Origin of the sequence: Thermomonas sp. (genome assembly GCF_041919455.1) — a bacterium.
Classification (GTDB): domain Bacteria; phylum Pseudomonadota; class Gammaproteobacteria; order Xanthomonadales; family Xanthomonadaceae; genus Thermomonas.
Genome location: NZ_JAYRTQ010000003.1, coordinates 30,215 through 46,899, shown reverse-complemented (window position 1 = coordinate 46,899; position 16,685 = coordinate 30,215). Strand labels below are relative to the sequence as shown.

The 16,685-nt window shown below is 66.8% G+C and carries 17 protein-coding genes; 10 read left to right on the top strand and 7 right to left on the bottom strand.

The window, feature by feature from the left end:
• Positions 1 to 24: 24 nt before the first annotated feature.
• The gene (locus ACE3T8_RS02435; protein ID WP_374606521.1) at positions 25 to 1,260 is read right to left on the bottom strand and encodes an acyl-CoA dehydrogenase family protein; all 1,236 of its coding nucleotides are present in this window, start codon (positions 1,258 to 1,260) and stop codon (positions 25 to 27) included.
• 61 nt (positions 1,261 to 1,321) lie between these two features.
• Here ACE3T8_RS02435 and ACE3T8_RS02430 point away from each other — a divergent pair, with 61 nt between their 5' ends.
• The 4 genes from ACE3T8_RS02430 to ACE3T8_RS02415 are packed head-to-tail and all read left to right on the top strand — an operon-like array spanning position 1,322 to position 7,168.
• Positions 1,322 to 2,251, top strand: a complete 930-nt coding sequence (locus tag ACE3T8_RS02430; RefSeq protein WP_374606519.1) for an ArsR/SmtB family transcription factor — start codon at positions 1,322 to 1,324, stop codon at positions 2,249 to 2,251.
• Complete coding sequence (locus ACE3T8_RS02425; protein WP_374606517.1) at positions 2,248 to 3,348, top strand: homocysteine S-methyltransferase family protein; 1,101 nt, start codon at positions 2,248 to 2,250, stop codon at positions 3,346 to 3,348. Before ACE3T8_RS02430 ends, ACE3T8_RS02425 begins: the two co-directional genes overlap by 4 nt.
• Positions 3,345 to 6,029, top strand: a complete 2,685-nt coding sequence (gene metH / locus ACE3T8_RS02420) for a methionine synthase (RefSeq protein ID WP_374606516.1) — start codon at positions 3,345 to 3,347, stop codon at positions 6,027 to 6,029. The genes ACE3T8_RS02425 and metH overlap by 4 nt, the downstream gene beginning before the upstream one ends.
• On the top strand, positions 6,026 to 7,168 hold the full coding sequence (locus ACE3T8_RS02415; RefSeq protein ID WP_374606514.1) for a prephenate dehydrogenase: 1,143 nt from the start codon (positions 6,026 to 6,028) through the stop codon (positions 7,166 to 7,168). Before metH ends, ACE3T8_RS02415 begins: the two co-directional genes overlap by 4 nt.
• On the opposite strand, the gene ACE3T8_RS02410 is transcribed toward ACE3T8_RS02415, so the two are convergent.
• The 5 genes from ACE3T8_RS02410 to ACE3T8_RS02390 form a co-directional block, all read right to left on the bottom strand.
• The gene (locus ACE3T8_RS02410) at positions 7,169 to 7,810 is read right to left on the bottom strand and encodes a DUF2058 domain-containing protein (RefSeq protein ID WP_374606512.1); all 642 of its coding nucleotides are present in this window, start codon (positions 7,808 to 7,810) and stop codon (positions 7,169 to 7,171) included. It abuts the gene before it with no gap.
• A gap of 14 nt (positions 7,811 to 7,824) precedes the next feature.
• On the bottom strand, positions 7,825 to 8,058 hold the full coding sequence (locus ACE3T8_RS02405; RefSeq protein WP_374606511.1) for a SlyX family protein: 234 nt from the start codon (positions 8,056 to 8,058) through the stop codon (positions 7,825 to 7,827).
• Positions 8,059 to 8,068: 10 nt separating this feature from the next.
• Complete coding sequence (locus tag ACE3T8_RS02400) at positions 8,069 to 9,418, bottom strand: UDP-glucose/GDP-mannose dehydrogenase family protein (RefSeq protein WP_374606509.1); 1,350 nt, start codon at positions 9,416 to 9,418, stop codon at positions 8,069 to 8,071.
• Between the two features lie 71 nt (positions 9,419 to 9,489).
• On the bottom strand, positions 9,490 to 10,266 hold the full coding sequence (locus tag ACE3T8_RS02395) for an FKBP-type peptidyl-prolyl cis-trans isomerase (protein ID WP_374606507.1): 777 nt from the start codon (positions 10,264 to 10,266) through the stop codon (positions 9,490 to 9,492).
• 85 nt (positions 10,267 to 10,351) lie between these two features.
• Positions 10,352 to 11,269, bottom strand: a complete 918-nt coding sequence (locus tag ACE3T8_RS02390) for an FKBP-type peptidyl-prolyl cis-trans isomerase (RefSeq protein WP_374606505.1) — start codon at positions 11,267 to 11,269, stop codon at positions 10,352 to 10,354.
• Positions 11,270 to 11,446: 177 nt separating this feature from the next.
• Between ACE3T8_RS02390 and ACE3T8_RS02385 the strand changes: the two genes are divergently transcribed.
• Genes ACE3T8_RS02385 through ACE3T8_RS02360 form a run of 6 tightly spaced genes read left to right on the top strand, consistent with a single transcriptional unit; the run spans position 11,447 to position 15,146 of the window.
• Positions 11,447 to 11,692: a hypothetical protein gene (locus ACE3T8_RS02385; RefSeq protein ID WP_374606504.1), complete on the top strand. Its 246-nt coding sequence runs from the start codon at positions 11,447 to 11,449 to the stop codon at positions 11,690 to 11,692.
• A gap of 3 nt (positions 11,693 to 11,695) precedes the next feature.
• Positions 11,696 to 12,067, top strand: coding sequence for a GntR family transcriptional regulator (locus ACE3T8_RS02380; protein ID WP_374606502.1), 372 nt, complete (start codon positions 11,696 to 11,698; stop codon positions 12,065 to 12,067).
• An 8-nt stretch (positions 12,068 to 12,075) separates the two neighbouring features.
• Positions 12,076 to 12,939: an ABC transporter ATP-binding protein gene (locus ACE3T8_RS02375; protein ID WP_374606500.1), complete on the top strand. Its 864-nt coding sequence runs from the start codon at positions 12,076 to 12,078 to the stop codon at positions 12,937 to 12,939.
• Positions 12,936 to 13,994, top strand: a complete 1,059-nt coding sequence (locus ACE3T8_RS02370; protein WP_374606498.1) for a hypothetical protein — start codon at positions 12,936 to 12,938, stop codon at positions 13,992 to 13,994. The genes ACE3T8_RS02375 and ACE3T8_RS02370 overlap by 4 nt, the downstream gene beginning before the upstream one ends.
• 31 nt (positions 13,995 to 14,025) lie before the next feature.
• On the top strand, positions 14,026 to 14,715 hold the full coding sequence (locus ACE3T8_RS02365) for a hypothetical protein (RefSeq protein WP_374606497.1): 690 nt from the start codon (positions 14,026 to 14,028) through the stop codon (positions 14,713 to 14,715).
• Between the two features lie 14 nt (positions 14,716 to 14,729).
• The gene (locus ACE3T8_RS02360) at positions 14,730 to 15,146 is read left to right on the top strand and encodes a hypothetical protein (RefSeq protein WP_374606495.1); all 417 of its coding nucleotides are present in this window, start codon (positions 14,730 to 14,732) and stop codon (positions 15,144 to 15,146) included.
• Between the two features lie 63 nt (positions 15,147 to 15,209).
• On the opposite strand, the gene ACE3T8_RS02355 is transcribed toward ACE3T8_RS02360, so the two are convergent.
• On the bottom strand, positions 15,210 to 16,634 hold the full coding sequence (locus ACE3T8_RS02355; RefSeq protein WP_374606494.1) for a class II fumarate hydratase: 1,425 nt from the start codon (positions 16,632 to 16,634) through the stop codon (positions 15,210 to 15,212).
• Positions 16,635 to 16,685: the final 51 nt, after the last annotated feature.

Below are 16,685 nucleotides of genomic sequence, written 5' to 3'. Positions count from 1 at the left end.
GATTTCGTCGTGGGTGGCGTGCCGTCAGCGCAGGCCGGTTTCGTGGCGGGCGATCACCAGGCGCTGGATCTCGCTGGTGCCCTCGTAGATTTCGGTGATCTTGGCGTCGCGGAAATACCGCTCGATCGGCATTTCCTTGGAATACCCCATGCCGCCGTGGATCTGCAATGCCTGGTGGGTGATCCACATCGCGGCTTCCGACGCGGTCAGCTTGGCGACCGCTGCCTCGTTGGTGAAGCGCTTGCCCTGCCCCTTCAACCAGGCAGCGCGCAGCGTCAGCAGCAGCGAGGCATCCAGCTTGCACTTCATGTCGGCGATCTTGGCCTGGGTCATCTGGAACGCGCCGATCGGCTGGCCGAAGGCCTTGCGCTCCTTCACGTAGGCCAGGGTCGCCTCGTAGGCGGCGCGGGCGATGCCGATCGCCTGGCTGGCGATGCCGATGCGGCCGGCGTCCAGCACGCTCATCGCGATCTTGAAGCCGTGGCCTTCCTCGCCCAGCAACTCGTCGGCCTGGACCACGTAGTCGGTGAATTCGATCTCGCAGGTGGCCGAAGCGCGGATGCCCAGCTTGGGCTCGGTCTTGCCACGGTGGAAGCCGGCGCGCTCGGTATCGATCATGAAGGCGCTGATCCCGCGCGCGCCCTTGTCGGGATCCGTCATCGCGAACAGCACGATGTACCGGGCCACCGGGCCGGAGGTGATCCAGCTCTTCTTGCCATTGACGATGTAGCTGCCGTCGGCCTGTTTCGTCGCCTTGCAGCGCATCGCGGTGGCATCGGAACCCGACTGCGGCTCGGTCAGCGCGAACGCGCCGATCTCGCGGCCTTCGGCGATGGCGCGGACGTACAACTGCTTCTGCGCCTCGGTGCCGAAGGTCAGGATGCCGTTGCAGAACAGCGAGTTGTTCACGGAGACGATCGTGGAATGCGCGGCGTCGGCCGCGGCGATCTCCACCATCGCCAGCACGTAACTGACCGGGTCCATGCCGGCGCCGCCGTATTCGGTCGGCACCTCGATCCCCATCAGGCCGTTCTCGCCCAGGGTGCGGATGTTCTCGAGCGGGAATTCGCCGCTGCGGTCGTGGTGTTCGGCGCTGGGCGCGATCTTCTCCTGCGCGATCCGCCGGGCCACGTCCTGCAGCATCAATTGCTCTTCGCTGAAACCAAACTCCACGTCGCGCTCCGCATCGTTGCAATCGATACCAATTGTACCGCCGCGACATCGCAAAACCCCACCCTCGGGGTGGCCACCGCTGGACATCGCTTGACCCGCGGCCCATCGCGCACGACACTTATCTCCGAATCGCGATGGAAAGATATACATGGATCTGGAAGGCTGGTCGTCCCGTCTGAAAGTGTTCGCGGATGCCACCCGCGTGCGCCTGCTCGCCCTGCTCGAGGGCGAGGAACTCACCGTGGCCGAACTCTCGGCGATCACCCAGCTCGCGCAGCCGCGCGTGTCGACGCACCTGGCCAAGCTCAAGGAAGCCGGCATCGTGCGCGACCGTCGCGCCGGCGTATCCGCCTATTACCGCTTCGACGACGCCGCACTCGACCCCGCGCAACGCGCGTTGTGGCAGTCGATCAGCACCGGCAGCGACGATCCCTTGCTGCGCCAGGATGCCGAACGCGTCCCGGCGGTGCTGGCGATGCGCGCCGCCGACCAGAACTGGGCCGACAGCGTGGCCGGCGACATGGAGCGCCACTATTCGCCCGGCCGCACCTGGGAGGCGCTGGCGCGCACCGCGTTGCCCTTGCTCACCCCTGGCGACGTGCTCGACATCGCCTCCGGCGACGGCGTGCTGGCCGAACTGCTGGCCCCGCACGCGCATCGCTACGTCTGCGTTGACGCCAGCGAGCGCGTGGTCGCCGCTGCCGCGGAGCGTTTGCGCCGCTACGCGAACGTGGAAGTGCGCGAAGGCGACATGCACGCACTGCCGTTCAAGGACGCGAGTTTCGACCTGGTGGTGCTTATGCATGCGCTGACCTATGCGGCCAAGCCCGCGCAGGCCGTCGCCGAGAGTGCGCGCGTGCTGCGCAAGGGTGGCCGCATGCTGCTGTCCAGCCTGGCCCGCCACGAACACCGGAACGTGGTCGAAGCCTATGGCCACCAGAACCTCGGCTTCAGCGAAAAGGAGCTGCGCAAGTTCGCCGAGAAGGCCGGCCTGCGCATCGCCAGCTGCGAAACCGTCACCCGCGAACGCCGGCCGCCGCACTTCGAGGTGATCTCGCTGATCGGGGAAAAGCCGTGAGCGGATTGCCCTGGCGGCACCCCGAGCGCGTTGCGAAACTTGAAGCCGCGCTGCGCGATCGCATCCTGGTCATCGACGGCGCGATGGGCACGATGATCCAGCGCCACGAATTGCAGGAAGCCGACTACCGCGGCGAGCGCTTCGCCCAAGGTTACGACGCGTTTTTCGCGGTTGACGGCCATGCCCACGGCGCGGGTTGCGGCTGCGAGGGCCACGACCAGCGCGGCAACAACGACCTGCTGACGCTGACCCGCCCCGACATCATCCGCGACATCCATCGCCAGTACCTGGAAGCGGGCGCGGACCTGGTCGAGACCAATACCTTCAACTCGACCAGCATCTCGCTGGCCGACTACCGCCTGCAGCACCTGGTGCGCGAGCTCAATCGCGAGGGCGCGCGCCTGGCGCGGATCGAATGCGATGCGATCGAGGCATCCGACCCGGCGAGACCGCGTTTCGTGATTGGCGTGCTGGGTCCGACCAGCCGAACCGCATCGTTGAGTCCGGACGTGAATCGCCCCGGCTTCCGCGCGACCTCGTTCGATGAACTGGCCGAGGCCTATCGCGAGGCTGCGCAGGGCCTTGTCGAGGGCGGTGCCGACATCCTGATGGTGGAGACCATCTTCGACACCCTCAATGCCAAGGCCGCGCTGTTCGCCATCGACGACGTGTTCGAGGCGATCGGCGCGCGGCTGCCGGTGATGATTTCCGGCACGATCACCGACGCCTCCGGGCGCACGCTCTCCGGTCAGACTGCGGAGGCGTTCTGGTATTCGCTGCGCCACGCGCAACCGCTGGCGATCGGCCTGAACTGCGCACTCGGCGCGAAGGACCTGCGCCAGCACATCGACGTGCTGTCGCAGGTCGCCGACACGAATGTCAGCTGCCACCCGAACGCCGGCCTGCCGAATGCGTTCGGCGGCTACGATGAAACCCCGGAGGACATGGCCGGCGTACTGCGCGAATTCGCCGAGTCAGGCCTGCTCAACCTGGTCGGCGGCTGCTGCGGCAGTTCGCCCGCGCACATCGCCGCGATCGCGGACGCCGTGCGCGGCCTGCCTCCACGCGCGATTCCGCAACTGGTGAGCGCCGCATGAGCCTGCCACGCAACACCCGCCTCAGCGGCCTCGAGCCGCTGCAGATCACGCCCGAGTCGAACTTCATCAACGTCGGCGAGCGCACCAACGTCACCGGCAGCGCGCAGTTCAAGAAGCTGATCCTGGAAGGCCGGCTCGACGAGGCGGTCGTGGTCGCGCGCCAGCAGGTCGAGAACGGCGCTCAGGTGCTCGACGTCAACATGGACGAGGGCATGCTGGATTCGCAGCAGGCGATGGTCGAGTACCTCAACCTGATCGCCGCCGAGCCGGACATCGCGCGAATACCGGTGATGGTCGATTCCTCGAAGTGGAGCGTGATCGAGGCCGGGCTGAAGTGCCTGCAGGGCAAGGGCATCGTCAACTCGATCTCCATGAAGGAAGGCGAGGCCGAGTTCCTGCGCCAGGCGCGCCTCGTACGCCGCTACGGCGCGGCGGTGGTGGTGATGGCCTTCGACGAAGTCGGCCAGGCCGACAGCATCGAGCGCAAGGTCGAGATCTGTTCGCGCGCCTACAGACTCTTGACCGAGGAAATCGGTTTCCCGCCCGAGGACATCATCTTCGACCCGAACGTGTTCGCGATCGCCACCGGCATCGAGGAGCACGACAACTATGCGGTCGACTTCATCGAGGCGGCGCGCGAACTGAAGCGGCGCTTTCCGTACAGCCACATCTCCGGCGGCGTGTCGAACGTCAGCTTCAGCTTCCGCGGCAACGAGCCGGTGCGCCAGGCGATCCACGTGGTGTTCCTTTACCACGCGATCCGCGCTGGCATGGACATGGGCATCGTCAACGCCGGTGCCCTGCCCCTGTACGACGACCTCGATGTCGAATTGCGCGAGCGGGTCGAGGACGTGGTGCTCAATCGCCGCAGTGATGGCACCGAACGGCTGCTGGAAATCGCCGACAGGTTCAAGGGCAAGAAGGGCGAGAAGAAAACCGAAGACCTGCGCTGGCGCGACAAGCCGGTGCGCGAGCGCCTGAGCCATTCGCTGGTGCATGGCATCGACGCCTGGATCGAGGCCGATACCGAAGACGCGCGCCTGCAGTCCGCGCGCCCGCTGGACGTGATCGAAGGCCCGCTCATGGACGGCATGAACGTGGTCGGGGACCTGTTCGGCGCCGGCAAGATGTTCCTGCCGCAGGTGGTCAAATCGGCGCGGGTGATGAAGAAGGCGGTCGCGCACCTGCTGCCCTTCATCGAGGCCGAAAAGCTGCGCACCGGCGACGTCGGCAGGAACAACGGCAAGATCGTGATGGCGACGGTCAAGGGCGACGTGCACGACATCGGCAAGAATATCGTCGGCGTGGTGCTGGCCTGCAACAACTTCGAAGTGATCGACATGGGGGTGATGGTGCCGGCGCAGGCCATCCTGGATCGCGCCCGCGCCGAGAACGCCGACATCATCGGCCTGTCCGGCCTGATCACCCCGTCGCTGGAAGAGATGAGCCACGTGGCGCGCGAGATGCAGCGCCAGGGCTTCACGGTGCCGTTGCTGATCGGTGGCGCCACCACGTCGCGCGCGCACACCGCACTGAAGATCGACCCGCACTACAAGTCGCCGACGGTGTGGGTGAAGGACGCGTCGCGCGCGGTCGGCGTGGCGCAGTCGCTGGTGTCGCCCGACCTGCGCGGACCGTTCATGGCCGCCAACGACGCCGACTACGCGGATATCCGCCAGCGCCATCGCAATCGCGGCGATGCCAAGCGACTGGTCTCGCTGGAGAAGGCGCGCGGGCAACGTTTCGACGGCGGCTGGGCCGATTACGACCCGCCCGCGCCGAACATGCCGGGGCTGCATGTCTTCAGCGACTATCCGCTTGACGACCTGGTCGAGGTGATCGACTGGACGCCGTTCTTCCAGGCGTGGGAACTCGCCGGCAAATACCCGGCGATCCTGACCGATCCGGTCGTCGGCACGCAGGCCAGCGAGCTGTACCGCGACGCACGCGCGATGCTGGACACGATCATCCGCGAGCAATGGCTGACCGCAAAAGCGGTGTTCGGCCTGTGGCCGGCGAACAGCATCGGCGACGACGTGGTGGTGGATACCGGCGACGGCGCGACCACCCTGCACTTCCTGCGCCAGCAGGTCGACAAGCCGGTCGAGCGCCCGGATTTCTGCCTCGCGGATTTCATCGCACCGAAGGACAGCGGCAAGCGCGACTGGATCGGGGCGTTCGCGGTGACCGCCGGCATCGGCATCGATGCGCATGTCGCCCGTTTCGAGGCCGACCATGACGACTACAACGCGATCCTGCTCAAGGCATTGGCCGACCGCCTGGCCGAGGCATTGGCCGAGCGCCTGCACCAGCGCGTGCGCACCGACGCCTGGGGCTATGCCGCCGACGAAACGCTCGACAACGAAGGCCTGATCGCCGAGCAGTACCGCGGCATCCGCCCCGCGCCGGGCTACCCGGCTTGCCCCGAGCACAGCGAGAAGGCCACGCTGTTCGCACTGCTCGAGGCGGAGGACAATGCCGGCATGCAGCTGACCGAAAGCTTCGCGATGCTGCCGACCGCGGCGGTGTCGGGTTATTACTTCAGCCATCCGCGCAGCCAGTATTTCGTGGTCGGCCGGGTCTCGAAGGAACAGGCCGAGGATTACGCACGGCGCAAGGGCGTCACGCTGCAGCAGGCCGAGCGCTGGCTGGCGGCGAACCTCGACTACGATCCGGAATGAATGCGTTCCCGGGCCCGTCCGGCATGCCGCCGGTGGTCGGCATCGTCGGCAGCCGGGGCGCGTTCGGGCGCTGGATGGCGCAGTTCCTGCGCGAGCGCATGGGCCTGCAGGTCATCGGCCACGATCCCGCCGGCGATACCACGTTGTCGCCGCGCGATCTTGCCCTGCAAGCCGATGTACTGCTGTTCAGCGCGCCGATCCGTCGCACCGTGGCGATCATCGATACGTACGTCGATGCCGCGGCCGGCGACGAGGCCGGCAAACTCTGGCTGGACCTCACTTCGATCAAGCAGCAACCGGTCGCGGCGATGCTGCGCTCGAGTGCCGAAGTCGCAGGCCTTCACCCGATGACCGCGCCACCGAAGCTCGACACGCTGGCCGGCCGCACGATGGCGGTGTGCCGCGCGCGCATCGATCGCTGGGAACCCTGGCTCGATCACTTGCTGGCCACGTCGCAGGCGGATTGCGTGGACATCGACCCGCTCGCGCACGACCGCGCGATGGCGCTGGTGCAGGGCCTCGTGCATGCATCGCACATGGCGCAGGCCGCCGTGCTGCGTGAGCTCGCGCCTGCGGCCGGTGGCCTGCCGGGGTTGCACGCGCTGCGCACGATCGGCCACGACCTCGACCTGACGGTGACCGGGCGCATCCTCTCCGGCAACCCGGCGATCTATGAGGACATCCAGTTCGGCAATCCGCATGTGATGCCGATGCTCGAACGGCTGTCGGATGCAGTCGCCCTGCTCCTCGCACAGGTCACCGAGGGGAGCGACGATGCACGCACGGTGGTGCGCGACAGGTTCCTGCAGCAGCCCGCCGCCTGGTTCGGTGGCGACGAGCTCGCGGCGCGCAGCCACGGCTTCGAACGGATGGGTTACCTGCAGGCCGACCTGCAGGGCAGGCGCTACCTGAGCGTGTACCTGCCGCAGGACCGGCCAGGCTCGCTGCGTGCGCTGCTGGAAGTGTTCGAACGCCTGGGCGTCAACCTGGGATCGATCCATTCCTCGCGCACGCCGGACGGCGAACTGCATTTCCGGATCGGGCTGGACGCGATGCCGGTCTCGATGGCGAAGCTGCGGGACGCGGTGGAGACGGAAGGCATCGGCCGCGTGGTGGAAGCGCGCGACGACGCCGGCTGACTACCAGACCAGGTCGTCGGGCACCTGGTACTGCGGATCGGAATACGGATCGTCGGCAGCAGGCGCAGCGGGATCGACCTTGAGCGCAACCCCGGGCGCAAAGATCGCCTCGGCTTCCGTGAGCAGCGCGGCGGTGACCAGCAGGTAACGACCGTCGTGCTGCAGCACGCCCAACTCGCCGGCATTCAATGCCTTGAGCTGGTCTGCGGTGACGTGGATGCGCTTGATCTTGCCGCCGTACTCGAAGTGGCGGACGTGGTCGGCATCGGCGGCGTTCAAACCCTTGCCGGCGATGAGTTCGGCGAATCTCGCCTTGGCATCGCGACGCTTGCGTGCCTCTTCCTGTTTCAGCCGTTCGGCCTCGATGCGCTCGTCCTTCTCGCGTTGCGCGCGGATCGCATAGGCCTTGGCCAGGTCGATGTCCTCGCGGCTGCGCGACTTCTGCTGCGAACGTTTGTGCGCGTCGTTCGCGCGCGGCCCGGATGCCTGCGACGCCTGATTGCGCGGGCGGTTATCCGCCTGCGCGGGCTTGCCGCTGCGGCGCGGGTCGGCCTGATGCGGCTTCTTCGGCAGCGCCCGTTCGGGCTTCGGCGCGTCCTTGAAGCCCAGCCCCAGCAACTGGTCGCGTAGCGAAATGGTCATGCGGCGTCTTCGATTCAGTAGTGGGGCGGTGGCGGTTCGCTGGCGGCATCGCCGGCCACCGGGCTGGCGGCCATCGCGCTGCGCAGGTGGCGCAGCTCCTCCAGCGCGCGATGCAGCAACAACGCATTGCGCGACTCCTCGTCGCGAGCGGCGGCCAGCGCATCGCTGAGATCCTGCAGTGCCTGCTCCTGGAACGCGAGCCGCATTTCCAGATCGATCATGCGCTGCTCGATGGCATCGACATTCATCGGGCGATGCTCACGCCGGGGAGCGCAGCGAGCGCCCGCGGCCGATGCCGTAATAGGCCAGGCCGGCGGACTCGACCTCGGCCGGCTCGTAGAGGTTGCGGCCGTCGAACACCACCTGGTCGCGCACTGCGTTCTTCAGCATCGCGAAATCCGGACTGCGGAACTGCTTCCATTCGGTGACCACGACCAGCGCGTCGGCACCCTTCAGTGCCTCGCCCGCGGAGATGCACAACGCGAGGTCGTCGCGCTCGCCGAAGATCCGCCGGGCCTCCTCCATCGCCTCGGGATCGTAGGCGCGAACCCGCGCACCGGCCTCCCACAACTGCTGCAGCAGGCGGCGGCTGGACGCCTCGCGCATGTCGTCGGTATTCGGCTTGAACGCCAGTCCCCACAACGCCACTGTCTTGCCGCGCAGCGCGTCGACGCCACCATAGTGGCGCGCAATCAGTTCGAACAGATGGCCTTTCTGCGCTTCGTTCACGGCTTCCACCGCACCGAGCAATCGAGGTTGCACGCCATGCTGGTCGGCGATGCGGGCCAATGCCTGTACGTCCTTGGGGAAACAGGAACCGCCGTAGCCGGCACCGGGATAGATGAAGTGCCAGCCGATGCGCGGATCCGAACCGATGCCCTTGCGCACGTGCTCGATGTCGGCACCCACCCGCTCGGCGATGTTGGCGATCTCGTTCATAAAGCTGATCTTGGTCGCCAGCATCGCGTTGGCCGCGTACTTGGTCAGCTCGGCGGAACGCACGTCCATCGCCACGATGCGGTCGTGGTTGCGGTTGAACGGCGCGTACAGGCGCTTGAGGGTGGCCACCGCCGCCGGATTGTCGGCGCCGATGACGATGCGGTCGGGGCGCATGCAGTCCTCGACCGCGGCGCCCTCCTTCAGGAATTCGGGGTTGGAGACCACATCGAACGGGATCGCTTCGCCACGCGTCCCCAGTTCCGCGGCGATGGTGGCGCGCACCTTGTCGGCGGTGCCGACCGGGACCGTGGATTTGTCGACCACCACCGCCGGTTTGCGCAGGTGCCGGCCAATCGTCCTGGCGACCGCCAGCACGTATTGCAGGTCGGCGCTGCCGTCCTCGTCCGGTGGCGTGCCGACCGCGATGAAAATGACATCGCCATGGGCCACGCCGACCGCGGCATCGGTGGTGAAGCGCAGCCGCCCCGCCGCATGGTTGGCCTGGACCATCGGGGTCAGGCCGGGCTCGTAGATCGGGATGATGCCGTCCTGCAGGCCCGCGACCTTGGCCGCATCGACATCGACGCAGACCACGTCATGGCCGACCTCGGCCAGGCAAGTACCACTGACCAGGCCGACGTAGCCGGTGCCGAAGATGCAGACGCGCATGCGTGGGGGAATCCAGGCTCAAGAAAAAAGGGGACGCATCGCGAGGATACGTCCCCTGTCGTACGGCGAGGTTACTTCGCGCCGGGCTTGACGATTTCGATCAGCTCGACTTCGAACACCAGCGGCTGGTTGGGACCGATGGTGGGCGGTGCCTGCTCGCCATAGGCCAGCTGCGCCGGGATCCAGAACTTGAACTTGGAACCGACGGGCATCAGCTGCAGGCCCTCGGCCCAGCCCGGGATCACGCCCTGCAGCGGCATCACCGCCGGCTCGCCGCGATCGTAGGAACTGTCGAAGGTCTTGCCGTCAAGCAGGGTGCCCTTGTAGTGCACCTTGACGCCGTCGGTGGCCGCGGGCTTCGCGCCCTTGCCTTCGGTGAGGATCTGGTACTGCAGGCCGGAGGCGGTGGTCACCACGCCGGGCTTCTTGCCGTTCTCCGCCAGCGCCTTCTGGCCCTTCTCGAGGTTGGCCTTCGCTTCCGCCATCGCCTTGGCGATCTGCTTGGCCTGCATGCGCTGGCCGAAGGCCTCGCCGATCTCCTTGGCCTGCTCTTCGGTGAGCAGCAGCTTCTCCCCGGCGATCGAGGCGCGCAGGCCCTTCACCAGGGTATCGACGTTGACGTCTTCCTTGATCTCGCTGAGCTGCTTGCCCATCGACATGCCGATCATGTAGCTGGCCTGTTCCTTCTCGGTCGGCAGGCCCGGGTAACCGGTCTTGGCGGCCGCGTCCTTGCCGGCTTCGGCGGTCTTGTCGGCGCCATCCGCCGGCTTCGGCGCGGCCTTGTCGCAGGCGGCCAGCGCGAGCGTGGTGGCGAGGGCAAGCAGGGTGATGCGGGCGTAGGGCTTCATCAGGAACGGACTCCGGGACATGCGATGGGTTGGGCCGGCGCGATGCGGCGGCGGGAAGATGCGTTGGTGCGGCGTATCTGTCTGTTTATTCGACACCGAGCAGTTCGACGTCGAAGGTCAGGGTGGCATTGGACGGGATCGAGCCATCCGGAGTTCCCCGCTCGCCATAGCCGAGCCTGGCGGGGATCCAGAACCGGTACTTGCCGCCGACCGGCATCAGGCCGACGCCCTCGGTCCAGCCGGCGATGACCTGGTTCAGGCCGAACTCGGCGGGCTGGCCGCGCTCGTAGGAGCTGTCGAAGACGGTGCCGTCCAGCAGCTTGCCTTCGTAGTTCACCTTCACCCGCTGGCCCGGCTTCGGACGCACGCCGTTGCCCTGCCGCAGCACCATGTACTGCAGGCCGGATGGCGTGGAGAACACACCCTTCACCGTCTTGTTCCTGGCGAGGAACGCTTCTTCTTCCTTCACGGTCGCCTGCGCCCGGGCGATGCGCTGGGCGGCATTCGCCGCGCTGATCCGCGCCGAGAAACTGGCACGCAAGGCGTCCGCTTCGGCAGCGGTGAGCATGGTATTGCCACCGGGAGTGGTCGCGTCCTTGAAGCCACGCATCAGCATCGGCACATCGACTTCGCCGCTGATGCTGGCAAGCGAGCCGCCCACGTTGCCGCCGATCAGCAGGCCGGCCTTCTGCCGATCGATCGCTGGCGCGGGCTTGCCGTTCTTGCGCGCGTCGATGCTGGTCATCAGCACCTGGGATGTCTGCTTGGCCGCGGCCTCGTCCAGCAAGGGCTTGCCGCCGGCCAGGCCGTTCGCGATCGCGCGCTCGAAGGCGGCGATGTCCATGTCCGGCAATGCGGGCCCGACCGACTTGGCCACGTCCATGCCGACCATGTAGCTGATCTTGTCGCGGTCGCTTTGCAGCCCCGCCTCCTGCGCATGCGCCAGGCCCGTGGCCAGCGTCGCGATCAGCAGCGCAGCCAGCGCCCGCAAGGAAAAGTTCATGGTGGTCTCCGGTCGGCCGCCGCGCGGCAAGCCCGCCATTGTCCGTGCAGGCGTCTGGCGGGGCAATCCCGCCAGCCGAACCCACCATGACTTCAGTTGGGGGCACGGGGACTTGACCGCGGAAAATCTAGTGTTATAGTTGCCTACAACACTGAACACCCAGAGCAGGACGTTCTCATGAACCGCAAGCTCCACAACTCCCTGATGGCCGTGGTCGCGAGCAGTGCGCTGCTCGTCTTCGGCCTGCTGGCGGCAGTGCCCGCCGAACAGTCGCTGGCCCCGCACTCGATGATCGTGATCGCCGACGCGAGCACGGTCGACAGCGCTTCGCTCGACGACGGCGTCGAGGCGCCGCGTCGCAAATCCCACGCTCGCGGGCAGACGGTGCAGATGCCGTTCTTCTCGTTCGTTCCCCGGGGCTGAGCCGTGGCCGCCGTCGAATGGAGCGATGGGGCTCCGATCTACCGCCAGCTGAAGGAACGCGTGGTGGCGATGCTGCTTGATGGTGTGCTGAAGCCGGGCGATGCCCTGCCGTCGGTGCGCCAGGTCGCCGCCGAGTACCAGCTGAATCCGATCACCGTCTCGCGCGCCTACCAGGAGCTCGCGGACGACCAACTCGTCGAAAAACGTAGGGGACTGGGCATGTACGTGACCGAAGGCGCCGCGACCAGGTTGAAGACCAGCGAACGCGACCGCTTCCTCCGCGAGGAATGGCCGCTGGTGCTGGAACGCATCCAGCGGCTGGGGCTGGACCTGCAGGAACTGCTCGACCCGAAGGGCAAGTGGGGGGCGAAATGAGCGCCGCCATGGACCGTTCCGTGATCACCGCGCGCGGCCTGCGCAAGGCCTACAAGAACAAGGTCGCGTTGAATGGCACCGACTTCGATATCCGCGGCGGGCGCATCGTCGGCCTGATCGGGCCGAACGGCGCCGGCAAGACCACCGCGCTCAAGGCGATCCTGGGCCTGGTGCCGTTCGACGGCGAACTGAAGGTGCTGGGCAAGGATCCGCGCACCCAGCGCGACGAGCTGATGAACGAGGTCTGCTTCATCGCCGACGTCGCCGTGCTGCCGCGCTGGATCAAGGTCAAGGACGCCATCGAGTTCGTCGCCGGCGTGCACCCGCGCTTCGACGCCGCCAAGTGCCGCCGCTTCCTGCACGGCACCCAGCTCACCGACAACCTGCGCGTGCGCGAAATGTCCAAGGGCATGATCGTGCAGCTGCACCTGGCGCTGGTGATGGCGATCGAGGCCAAGCTGCTGGTCCTGGACGAACCCACCCTGGGCCTGGACATCCTCTACCGCAAGCAGTTCTACCAGCGCCTGCTGGAGGATTACTTCGACGAGGACAAGACGATCATCGTCACCACCCACCAGGTGGAGGAGATCGAGCACATCCTCACCGACGTGATGTTCATCCGCGACGGCAGGATGGTCCTGGATGCGCCGATGGACACCCTCGCCGTCCGTTACACCGAAGTACTGGTCGATGCCGGCAAGCAGGACGAAGCGCGCGCGCTCAACCCGATCGACGAACGCGCCCTGCCGTTCGGCAAGACCGTGATGTTGTTCGACGGCACCGACCCGGCGCGCCTGGCCGCGCTGGGCGAGACCCGCACGCCGGGCCTGGCCGACCTGTTCGTCGCCACCATGAAGGGAACCTACGCATGAACACCCCCGTCGACGCGATGGAAATGGATGTCGCGACCCCGCGCGCGCCGCGCACGGCGCCGCATGCCACGCACAAGTTCAAGCTGTTGCTGAAACGCGAGTTCTGGGAGCACAAGGGCGGCTTCCTCTGGGCCCCGGTGTGGGCGGGCGCGGTCTCCCTGCTGCTGGCGCTGATGGCGCTGGTGGTCGGCGAGGTGGCGGCGCGCAAGGCGATCGCCAGCGGCAAGATGCAGATCGACGGTGACGTGAAGATCAACGGCCTCGACCTGGGCGCACTGACCTCGAAGATCGACCCCGGCGACATGGACAAGCTGGCCGGGGGCGTGGACCTCAGCATGCTGGCATCGTCGATGTGGCCCCTCGTGGTGCTCGGCTTCGTGGTGTTCTTCTACTGCCTGGGCAGCCTGTACGACGAACGCAAGGATCGCAGCGTGCTGTTCTGGAAGTCGCTGCCGCTGTCCGACCGGGACACGGTGTTCTCCAAGGCCGCCAGCGCGCTGCTGGTCGCCCCGGCCCTGGCGGTGGGCGCCGCGATCGCCTGCATGTTCGCCTTCCTGTTGCTGATCAGCGCGTGGATGGTGCTGCACAACGGCAACCCGCTGACCCTGCTGTGGGGTCCTGGCAGCCCGCTGGCCAATGCCGGCCTGTTGCTGGCCTCGATCCCGATCTATGCCCTGTGGGCGCTGCCGGCGGTCGGTTGGCTGATGCTGTGCTCGGCCTGGTCGAAGAGCATGCCCTTCCTGTGGGCGATCGTGATTCCGGTGTTCGCCGGCATCTTCATCAGCTGGTTCGAAGTGATGAACGTGTTCGACCTGCAGAGCGGCTGGTTCTGGAAGAACATCGTGGCCCGCAGCCTGCTGAGCGTGTTCCCCGGTTCCTGGATCGATGCGATGGAGATCGGCGCGCTTGCCAAGGGCGACCTGCCCAGCCATGCCATGGTGCTGCGTTCGACCTACAGCGTGCTGACCACCCCGCAACTGTGGATCGGTGCGGCCGCCGGCATCGTGATGCTGGTCGGTGCGGTCCGCCTGCGCCGCTGGCGCGACGACAACTGAGCCACCTCCCCCCTCATTCCAGGACAAGACGATGAAGACCCGCAACCTCCTCGCCATCGCGCTGCTCGCAGGTGTCCCGCTGATCGGCTGCAGCCAGCCGCCGGCACCGCCCGCGCCGCCGGCGGCACCGGCACCGCCGGTCGCCAGCGGCAACGACAGCTTCATCGGCCGCCACGTGGGCGGGGCGATCGAAGAGGCCCGCAAGGAACTGGCCACCAAGAACATCAGCATCAGCGACGGCGTCAACATCAACGTCAACGGCCGCGAGTGGAACACCGGCGACAGCAGCCTCCCGAAAGCGGAGATCACCCCGCAGGGCGACTTGCTGATCGAAGGCAAGGCCGTGGCGATCACCCCGGCGCAACGCACCGAATTGCTGGCCTATCGCGGCCAGATCATGGGCATTGCAGAGGCTGGCATGGCGATCGGCGCCCAGGGCGCCAACATCGCCGGCCATGCGATTTCCGGCGCGGTCGGCGCGATCTTCGGCGGCAAGGACGGCGAAAAGGAATTCGAGAAGAAGATCGAAGCCGAGGCCACCAAGATCGAGGCCGAGGCGATGAAGCTCTGCTCCCGCCTGCCGGCATTGATGGCCGGCCAGCAGTCGTTGGCCGCCACCTTGCCCGAGTTCAAACCCTACGCGCGCATGACCCAGGCTGACATCGAGGACTGCGGCAAGGATGTCGGCAAGGGCAAGGGCGTTGCGGTCACCAGCGGCTGACCCGGACGACCATGATGAAACCCATGCTGCTTGCGTTTGCCCTGGCGTCGCCGTTCACCGTCGCGCAAGCGGCGGACGACCCCAAGCTCAACCAGGCGTTCCAGGATCATGTCGCCTACGTCGCCACGTTCGCGATGCCGGTCCTGATCGAGAAATGCAGCGTGGCCGACGCCGGCTACCTGCAACGTGCGGCACCGCTCTACTTCCGTTACGTGAACACGCACCAGGACCAGATCGAACGGGGACGGATGCTCACCCTCGCCGAACTGCAGCCCGACGAAACGGTGCGCAGCTATCGCGAACGGATCATCGCCAAGCGGCTTGGCGCGCTCGATTCGGGCACGCCGGAACAGAAGACCAAGACCTGCCAGGGCGCACTGGCCTTCCTGGGCGGCATGAAGGTGCCGGGGGAATGGCCGGCGCGCGACTGATGAAGCTGTCGTCCTGAACAAGGTGAAGGACCTGCTTTTCATCAGGCAGATCCTTCGCTTCGCTCAGCCCGCACCAGCCACTGCCCCGGCCTTGATGCCGCCTTTCGCAAGATCGGCGGGATCCAGCAACCGGCGCAGCGTTTTTTCGTCCAGACCACTGTCCTCCAGCGCGACGTTCAGCACTGCCCGGCCTTCGGCATAGGCGCGTTTGGCGATCGACGCCGCTTTCTCGTAGCCGATCACCGGATTCAGCGCGGTGACCAGGATCGGATTGCGATCAAGCGCCGCGGCAAGATTGCCTTCGCGAATGCGCAGGCCGGCGATCGCCTTGTCGGCCAATGCGACCATGGTGGTCGACAGCAACTGCAGCGACTCATCGATGTCGCAGGCGATCAACGGCAACATCACGTTGAGCTGGAAATTGCCGCTCTGCCCGGCGATCGAGATCGCGTGATGCAGGCCCATCACCTGCGCGCAGGCCATGCACAGCGCCTCCGGGATCACCGGATTGACCTTGCCTGGCATGATCGAAGAGCCCGGCTGCAATGCCGGCAGTTCGATCTCGCCCAGTCCTGCCAGCGGGCCTGAATTCATCCAGCGCAGGTCATTGCCGATCTTCATCAGCGCCACCGCGAGCGCGTTGAGCTGGCCGGACAACTCCACCAGGTCGTCCTGCGCGGCGAGCCCCTCGAACGTGTTCGTGGCCTGTTCGAATTTCGCCCCGGTGGCGACCGACAGCGCCTTGGCCACGCCCTTTCCGAATTTCGGATGCGCATTGATCCCGGTGCCGATCGCGGTGCCACCGATCGGCAGCCGGCGCACGCGCTTGAGGCTGTCCTCGATGCGCGCCTGCGCGGAATCCAGTTGCGCCGACCACGCGCCGAACTCCTGCGCCACGGTCAGCGGCATCGCGTCCATCAGATGCGTGCGGCCGGTCTTGACGATCCTGCCGAGCGCCTTGGCGCGCTTGTCGATGGTCTTGCGCAAGTGGCGCAACGCCGGCAGGAGATCCTGCCTGGCGCCTTGCACCGCCATCACCCGCAGCGCGGTGGGGATGACATCGTTGCTGCTCTGGCCCAGGTTGACGTGGTCGTTGGGATGGATCGCCTGCTGCGAGGCCGCCGCGGCCACGTGGGCGATGACCTCGTTGGCATTCATGTTGCTCGAGGTGCCGGACCCGGTCTGGTAGCGGTCGACCGGGAACTGGTCCGCGTGCGCGCCACCGGCGATGGCGGTGGCGGCTTCCATGATGGCGTCGGCACGCGCGCGATCCAGCAGGCCCAGGTGGCCATTGACCACCGCCGCCGAGGCCTTCACCAGCGCCAATGCCTGGACGAAGGCCGACGGCATCGGCCGGCCGGACAGGTGGAAGTTGTCCAGAGCACGCTGTGTCTGCGCCCCCCACAGGGCGGATGCCGGGACGCGCAACTCGCCCATGCTGTCGCGTTCGATGCGCATCCGGGGGTTCTTGCTGGCCGGCTTGGCCATCGGCCTGCTCCATTGGGAATTGGCCGAGCATAGCGCCGGCGGGGTTTAGAA